This window comes from Thermoplasmata archaeon (assembly GCA_035632695.1).
Taxonomy (GTDB): Archaea; Thermoplasmatota; Thermoplasmata; order RBG-16-68-12; family RBG-16-68-12; genus RBG-16-68-12.
This window is the reverse complement of the sequence record DASQGG010000029.1, coordinates 1-7953: the sequence shown is the minus strand read 5'-3', so window position 1 is coordinate 7953 and position 7953 is coordinate 1. Positions and strand designations below refer to the sequence as shown.

Below are 7953 nucleotides of genomic sequence, written 5' to 3'. Positions count from 1 at the left end.
CGGCTACCAACCAGGGTCCAAGACGTCTACGGTCATCTCAGGTGTCGCGACGAACGTCAACTTCGCCCTCGCGCCGTTGCAGGAGCCTACGACGATCTTCACTCCGTTGGTGATCGGGGTTATCGCGGCGGTCGTCATCATCGCGGCTCTTGCAATCGGGGTCGTGTACCTCACAAGGCGCAAGCGGAGGAAGGAGGAAAAGGAGTCTAAGATCGAACTCCCACCCAAGAAGTAGTACCGCGCCAGGAGATGGTGATGTGGGAAATCGTGGGGGCGAGTAGACGAATTTTCGCAGGTACCTCCTGCGAAAGGCGATCTTCGTCGTCCTGACAGTCTTCCTCATCACCACGTTCAACTTTTTCATCTTTCAAGTCCTCCCCGGCGATCCGACCTATGTAGTAACCCCCAAGGGCTGCGGCGGTAGCAACGTCAGCCAGGTTCTCGGGAGCTGCGCAATCCGCACCCAGCTCATCAAGCAATGGGGGCTCGACAAGCCCGTCGTGCAGAGGTTCGTCATCTACATGGGAAACCTGCTCCAAGGGAATCTGGGAACGTCCATCACACAACCCTATCGTGGCACACCCGTAGCTCAGGTGATCGCGGGACCGCTCGTAACCACACTCACGCTCATTGGCCTCGCCACCGTCGTGACCATGTGGCTGGGGCTGGTTCTGGGCCGGATCTCCGGATGGCGGAGGGGGAGCAAGTCGGACGTGGTCATCACCCTGACCACGCTGACCGGCTACTCCATGCCGTCCTTCTGGGTATCCCTCATCATCGTCTGGGGCCTCGCATATCAGGTTCGGGTGTTTGACCTCCCGGGCCAACTCACCCTAGTCGGAGACCCAGTGCAGGACTCGCTGGCCACGCTCTACTATTACGTCCCTGCGATCCTCGTGTTCGTTATCACGAACGTGGCGTGGTTCTCCCTAACGCTGCGGAACTCCCTGACCGACGTCCTCCCCGAAGACTACATGGTCACGGCCGCTGCGAAAGGTTTGACCCAGGAGCAACAGTTGCGGTGGCACGCGCTGCCGAACGCGCGGCTTCCGGTCGTTACGGCGTCAGCGCTGTACTTTGGATGGGTCGTCAGCGGCGTCATCGTGATCGAGACCGTGTTCAACATCAACGGACTCGGATACCTCACCTGGTTCGCGACAATCAACAATAACTACCCTGTGCTCTCTGGAGTCTTCCTCATCGCAACGATTGGCGTGGTCCTTGCGAACGCGGTCGCGGATGTCCTCTACATGTTCCTGGACCCGCGCGTCCGGGAGGCCTGAGCTTGGGGGCGACAATCCGCTCGGAGGAGCGGTATTCCTTGTTTCGGGAGCGCGTCCAGGCGAACCTGGCCCGCGGTCGCAGGACGTTCCTCGAGATTCTTCGGAACAAGCTCTCCCTGGCCGGCCTGATCATCATCCTGTTCTTCGTTGTCCTGGCCGTCTTCGCGCCGCTCCTCGTCGGGCCCTACCAGAGCCTCCTCGAGCTATTTCCCAACAACCTCCCCCCTTCGTCGCAGCACCTGCTGGGTACCGACAACAACGGGAAGGACATTCTCAACGTGCTCGTATATGGAACCCAGATCTCCCTGCTGGTGGGGTTCATCGCCTCGCTCGCGGCGATGATCCTCGGAACGACCCTCGGCCTGATCGCCGGGTACTACGGCAAGGTGACGGACCAGCTCCTGTCCAGGATCACGGACTTCTTCCTCGTCGTGCCCTGGCTCCCGTTCGTCCTCGTGATCGTCTCCATCCTGAAGCCGAGTCTCGCCACGATCGTCCTCGCCATCGCGCTCGTGAGCTGGCCGACGACAACGCGGGTCATCCGGTCCCAGGTCTTGTCCCTGAAGGAACGGCAGTTCATAGAACGCGCCCGCGCGGTCGGTGCGGGGAAGGCATACATCCTAGCACGCCATCTCCTCCCGAACGTGATGCCCCTGGTCTGGGCCGAAGCGGTCCTGACCGTGTCGAGTGCAATCTTCACGGAGGCGTTCCTCTCCTTCTTCGGGCTGGGACCCCAGGGCATCGAGACCTGGGGCCAGATGGTGAACTACGCGTACACGAGCAACGCCATGCTGATCGGGCAGTGGTGGTGGTTCGCCCCGCCGGGGATCTGCATCACCGTCCTCGTGCTCGGGTTCGCGATGCTCGGCTACGGAATCGAGGAGATTCTGAACCCCGCCCTGAAGCGGCGGGGCGGTGCCGTCAAAGGCGCCTAGGTCGTCCGGCCTCGCCCGTCGTTCAGGAAGCCCATCCGCCGCAGGTAGTAGCGGTCGATCAGGTGGACGACCTCCTCCTCACTGCTGTACCGGCCCTGCCGGTACGCGATCGTCTTGGAGCCTAGGTGGGCGAGCTCGCAGATATGCCAGTCCTGGCGGTTCGTCGTGTCCCAGAAGTCCATCGCATCCGCGGCGGGGTCGGGCTCGTCCCGGTCCACGTACAGGTCGAACATCAGGCGCGTTCGTTCCGGGGAGAGCGGGATGAACCAATCCAGGGTGACGTAGTCGGGAAGAAGGCTCAGGAAATTGTTCGGGTAGAGGACGTAGTAGTAGACCCGGCGGAGATCCTCCGCCGAGAGGCCTGGGAACGTTTGCCGGGCCGTGGTCCCGCCGGGGCTGAGGGTACGCGCCCCGTCCACGAAGTCCATCCATCCCCCGAAGACCGGGCCCTTCCTCAGGTCCTCCTCGCCGGACCGGTAGGGGGTCAGCCGGACGAGCTGGGGATGGACCCCGGGACAGTGGTAGCACTCGTTCGCGTTCTGGACCACAAGCTTCCAGTTCGCGGCGATCTCGTAGACGACACGATGGGCACGGCGCAGCCGCTCGAGCGGGTAGGGTGCCACCCGCTCTGCGAAGCGACCCAGAGACTCCTTGAGCGGACGCGCCCGGGAATCCAGATTCAGGAAGAGGAAGCCGCGCCAAACCTCGGTCGGGACCGGATAGAGTCCGTGCTCCTCCCGAGCGAAGCCCTCGGCCTCGTCCATGTGGGGAGCACCGACGAGACCTCCCGTCCGGTCGTAGGTCCACGCATGGTACGGACACTGAAGCACGGTCACCCCGCTCGCCGAGGCTCCTTCGACGAGGCGCGTGCCACGATGGCGGCACACGTTGTGGAATGCCCGAAGATGGCCGTCGTCGTCCCGGACGACGATCACCCCGGAACCGCCAATCTCATACGTGCGGAGGTCCCCGGCGTTGGGAATCTCGTCCTCCCGGCCCACGCAGGTCCAAGATCTCTGGATCAGCTTGCGCGTCTCGTGGGCGAAGACCTCCGCATCGCTGAACAGAGATCCGGGCAACGTCGCCGCCCGTCGGAGGGGTCGATCTACGGCGCGCAACGCCGCGCGGCGTCGGCTCTGCTCCACCACGGATGCTTTGCGCTGACCCGGTGCCACTGGAGCGCCTCCCGGACTTCCTTCGGACATGCGGAAGTCTGGCTTAATATTTCGGTTGGCCTAGGTGCTCGAGTCGCCGCGAGGACGGGTCTTCCGCATACGTCGAAGGATGGCACGGGCTTCCTTCAGGACCGCCGGGTCCAGCGGAACCGGGGCGTGCTCTCGCAAGATGGAGACTGCGGCCTCGTGGGCGGCCTCGAGGAGACTCTTCGAGGAAGAGACGTCGGCCCCGTCCCCACCACCTCGCGTGAACAACCGGGGAAGGTACCAGTCCGTACTCATGCGCTTCATGGTGTCTCGAAGGGACCGGGGGTTCTTCAGGTAGCTGCCTCCGGGTCCGACGGCCTCGATGAGGTCCAACGAGAGTGCCTCGCCATCGATCCGGATTCCCTCCGCGTAGCGGTGCGTATATCCGGCGATCTCGTGGTCGATCACGACTTGCTCGGGGCTGGTGGCGTTGAAGCCTTCGTACGAGCCGAAGTACAGATCCACGAAATCGGCGCCGGCGAGCATGGACGCGAGGAGCGTAGTGCCCTTCTCGAACGCGGCCTGGGCATCGTGGATCCTCGCATCGGACTGGCCTCCCGTGGAACAAGGGAGCCCATAGGAGTGGGCAAGCTGGGCGGAGGCCACGCCCATCAGGCCGAACTCGGGCCCGCCGACGGCGGCACTCCCGGCTTTCATGTCCATCGTGCCGCTCACGCAGCCGTAGACGACAGGCGCCTTGGGGTTTGCGAGGAAGGCGATGAGCGCGCCGCTCAGGATCTCGGCATTCTGCTGCACCAGAGTCCCCGCGAGGCTTGCAGGAGAGGAAGCTCCTGCGAGGTCGAGGCACATCACGAAGACCGGCTGACCCATCCGGGCGTATTCGAGCAGGGTCTCGGTCATCATGCGATCGTGCGTAAGCGGACTGATCGGGTCGCAGTAGCCGGCGAGCATGGGCCGCTTCCGCAAGGCGTCCTCGCCGCCCGCGAGCAGCTTGGCGATCTCGAGTCCCTGCTTCGCCATGGCCCCGTCGTAGGAGGGCCCGACCATGACCTTCGAGGTGTTCTGCAGGTCTCGCACGAGGATCTCAACCTCTCGGTACCCGGACGGTTCCTCGGATGCGCCGTAGGAGACGGGCGTGTAGTTGATGTCGACGTACGCGAGCGCATCCATCAGGCGGACGAGGTCATCGCCGTCCCTTTCCGTAGGCACGCGGGGGCGTCCCGTCTTGTAGTCGACGAGCTTGGTGCACGAGGATCCTGGGCCCAGCCGTGTGCGGCTGCCATCCCCGACCGTGAATGTCTTCGACGGGTCGCGAGCATGCCACGTCCATCGCTTTGGCAGACCCCGAACGGCCTCCATGACGAGCGTTTCGGGAATCCGCACGCGGTCCGTCCCAGGCTCCCGTCCCGCGCCCGAAGACGTAAGCAGCCGCAGGGCGCGTGGTTCCCGCACACTGACGCCCACCCGTGCCAGCACCTCCAGAGTCGCGGCGTGGATCGTCTCAATCTCATCTTGGGAGAGGACGCTCAGTCGCGCGCGCACGTCGCATCACCCGTTCTCCGTGCTCGCTGCGGGGAACGGGGACCCGGGAACCGGCTGCGCTCGCGGGCCAACCCCGGAGGGAGCGGCGAAATCCTCGGGAAACAGATGGCACGAGACCAGCACGTTCGGCGCAGCGCGCTTCAGGCGGGGTTCGTCGAACGGATGGAGCTCGATCTTGGCGCCCGAGCCCGTCCGTTCGATCGAGACGATCGCCTTGAGGGCACGATACTCGTCGGACCTCGAGGCGATGAGATCGCGGAACCACGGTTTGAAGGCCTCGGTCGCGCTCGACACGAGAATCGTGGTCGGTCCCTGGGGGGCCGCCGTCTCGAGGTGCCGGAGCCCGTCCGCGCCCGCCGCGCCTCGCAGGCCCTCGAGGACTTCCTCCGCGGTCCATCCGCAGCGTTCGAAGGCCACGGGGCACCGGGGATGGAAGCGGCAGCCTGTGGGGATGTCGGAGGGGTCGGGCCGCTCCCCCTTGAGGATGATCCGCTCCCGCTTCTGGTCGGGATCGGGAATCGGGACGACGGAGATGAGTGCCTTCGTGTAGGGGTGGCGGGGGTGCGAGATGAGCTCCTCCGTGGGCCCTTCCTCCACGATCAGGCCGAGGTACATGACCGCGATCCGGTCGGCCAGGACGTAGGCCAAGGAGAGGTCGTGGGTGATGAACAGGTAGGTGAGCCCTCGTTTCTCGCGAAGCTCGAGGAGCAGCTCGATGATTTCCGTCCGAATGGACACGTCGAGCATGGAGACGGGCTCGTCCGCGACGAGGAACTCGGGCTCCAGCACGAGCGCGCCCGCGATCCCCACGCGTTGCCGCTGACCGCCGGAGAGCTCGTGAGGGTGCCGAAGGAGGTATTCCTTGGGGGGGCGCAGGCCCGCATCCTGGAGGGCCGCCTCGACGCGGGCCTCCGTCTCGGCGCGGCTCCGCGTGACGCGGTTCACCAGAAGCGGCTCCGCGACAATGTCGAACACGGTGTGCCGCGGATTCAGAGACTCATAGGGGTCCTGGAAGATGATCTGCAGGCGTGTCCGCAGTCGGCGGAGGCGATCCGTCTCGGTCCCGAGCGAACCGCCCCACAACGTGCTGAACATGCCCGCGAACGACCACGCTGCGACCGCCGCGAAACCCATCTGGACGAGGGCTACGAACAGGGAATTCTCCTGCATGTACGCCGAGTACGCGGCCAGGCTCGAACCCAGATCGCTCGGCAACCCCGCTTGTGCCTGTGCGAGAGCCAGCGCGATAACCTGGGCGATGCTGGTCGCGACAAGCGCGGCGAGAGCGAGCACGTAGGGTACGCGTCGTCCCACGCTCACCACGGGATAGGTGCCCAGGAACGCGATGCCCACGCCGACGAAGATGTAGGCGAATGAGGCGGCGGCGTCGAGGCCGGAGAGGTGCAACGCGGTGACGACGCCCGTGGCGCCAAAGATGCCCACGACGCCGCCCAGAGCCAGGAGCGCGAGAAGACGCAGGTAGTCCAGGGGCCGCGGGTGGACGGACTCCTTGTAGGTCAGGGAACGTCGACGCCGGATCCGCTCAAGGGTGGGCTCATCCCTCTTCCTCTTGGCTGCCTCGAAGGCCGCGAGTTCGCGCGTGCTCGGGTTCAGGAAGACGTCGCCATGGGTCGGCGGGACGAGCTGTAGGATCCCCTTCCCCGTGGTCGTCTTGCCGCAACCACTCTCTCCGACCAGGCAGTAGATTTCCCCTTTGCCGATCGTGAAGTCGAGTCCGTCCACGGCGCGAACGTACCCCGGGTCCGAACGCCGCAGGGCTTCGAGGAAGCTCCGCCGGCGGGAGAACCAGACCTTGAACTCCCGAAGGGCCAGGTAGGGCTCCCGATCCGTCATGCGGGTCGCTCCTTCGTGTTCAGGTGGCACGCCGCGCAGTGCCCGTCGCTGACCGGGAGCAGCTCCGGCTCCTTCTCCGCGCACAACTCCCAGGCGAACTTGCAGCGCGGATGGAAGTGGCAGCCCGTGGGCGGGTGGATGAGGCTCGGGATGTCGCCGGGGATGTAGGCCGGCAGCACCCGGGAACCCTTGATGTCCGGGAAGGCGGCGATTAGATCCTTCGTGTACGGGTGCCGAGAGTCTTTGAAGACGTCCCGGACCCCGCCCGTCTCCACGATCTTCCCGGCGTACATGATCGCCATCTTGTCGCACGTCTCCGCCATCACGGACAGGTCGTGGGAGATGAGGATCATGGAGAGGCCCAACTCTCGCTTCAAGCGTTCCAGGAGCTCGAGGATCTGGGCCTGGATCATCACGTCCAGCGCGGTCACCGGTTCATCCGCGATCACGATCTTGGGATTGCACGCGAGGGCCATCGCGATCATCACGCGCTGGCGCATGCCGCCGGAGAACTCGTGGGGATACTCGGTCGCGCGGTCCTTGTGGATTCCCACGAGCTCGAGCAACTCGCCGACCCGCTTGTCCGCGACTTCGTCATCCACGTGCTCGTGGAGCTTGATGGGCTCCGCGATCTGCTTCCCGACGCGCTGGACGGGGTTCAGCGCGTTCATGGCCCCTTGGAAGATGATCGAGATATGGTGCCAGCGCACGCTGCGGAGCTGCGGCTGGGACAGCGTGGTGAGGTCGTAGCCCTGGTAGTTAATCGAGCCGCTCACGATCCTGCCGTTCTTGGGAAGGAGCCGCATGATCGAGAGAGCGGCCGTGGTCTTCCCGCATCCGCTCTCGCCCGCGAGACCCAGGGACTCGCCCTCGTTGAGGTCGAAGTTCACTCCATCGACGGCGCGAACATCGCCGTCGGGTGTTGTGAAATGCACCTTGAGATTCTTAACCTCTAGGAGTGCCACCGAGCGCCTCCGTCTTCCTCCGACAACCAACCCCACTAACGCGCTCGAGCGAGGCGAGGTGGGCTTCTCCGCGCGAGCGACATATGCAGGGATTGGAGGCATTTTATAAAGGCTTTTGTTACGGGTTGTAAGGAGGGAAGTGTCGCTTCGCGGCGTTTCGAATGGTAGAGCCTATTCGACCCTTTCATCCCGGCGGCGTCGGACTCCCCCT

6 protein-coding genes and 2 pseudogenes are annotated in these 7953 nt (G+C 64.7%); 3 read left to right on the top strand and 5 right to left on the bottom strand.

Features of this window, described 5'->3' with window-relative positions; all coding sequences use genetic code 11:
* The 3 genes from VEY12_02320 to VEY12_02310 all read left to right on the top strand — a co-directional run.
* A partial coding sequence (locus VEY12_02320; protein ID HYM38965.1) for a hypothetical protein occupies window positions 1–235 on the top strand: 235 nt, incomplete at its 5' end.
* Between the two features lie 67 nt (window positions 236–302).
* Complete coding sequence (locus tag VEY12_02315) at window positions 303–1283, top strand: ABC transporter permease (GenBank protein HYM38964.1); 981 nt, start codon at window positions 303–305, stop codon at window positions 1281–1283.
* Window positions 1284–1285: 2 nt separating this feature from the next.
* Window positions 1286–2218, top strand: coding sequence for an ABC transporter permease (locus VEY12_02310; GenBank protein ID HYM38963.1), 933 nt, complete (start codon window positions 1286–1288; stop codon window positions 2216–2218).
* Here the strand turns inward: VEY12_02310 and VEY12_02305 are convergent.
* The 5 genes and pseudogenes from VEY12_02305 to VEY12_02285 all read right to left on the bottom strand — a co-directional run bounded on the left by VEY12_02305 (window position 2215) and on the right by VEY12_02285 (window position 7742).
* Window positions 2215–3393: an aromatic ring-hydroxylating dioxygenase subunit alpha gene (locus tag VEY12_02305; protein ID HYM38962.1), complete on the bottom strand. Its 1179-nt coding sequence runs from the start codon at window positions 3391–3393 to the stop codon at window positions 2215–2217. The two genes, VEY12_02310 and VEY12_02305, sit on opposite strands and share 4 nt — an antisense overlap.
* Before the next feature lie 60 nt (window positions 3394–3453).
* A complete protein-coding gene (locus VEY12_02300; protein HYM38961.1) occupies window positions 3454–4923 on the bottom strand; it encodes a trimethylamine methyltransferase family protein in 1470 nt (489 codons plus the stop codon).
* Window positions 4924–4929: 6 nt separating this feature from the next.
* Window positions 4930–5970 (bottom strand): annotated as a pseudogene (locus tag VEY12_02295) (ABC transporter ATP-binding protein).
* A gap of 567 nt (window positions 5971–6537) precedes the next feature.
* Window positions 6538–6777 (bottom strand): annotated as a pseudogene (locus VEY12_02290) (ATP-binding cassette domain-containing protein).
* Window positions 6774–7742, bottom strand: coding sequence for an ABC transporter ATP-binding protein (locus tag VEY12_02285; protein HYM38960.1), 969 nt, complete (start codon window positions 7740–7742; stop codon window positions 6774–6776). The pseudogene VEY12_02290 and the gene VEY12_02285 overlap by 4 nt, the downstream one beginning before the upstream one ends.
* Window positions 7743–7953 lie beyond the last annotated feature (211 nt).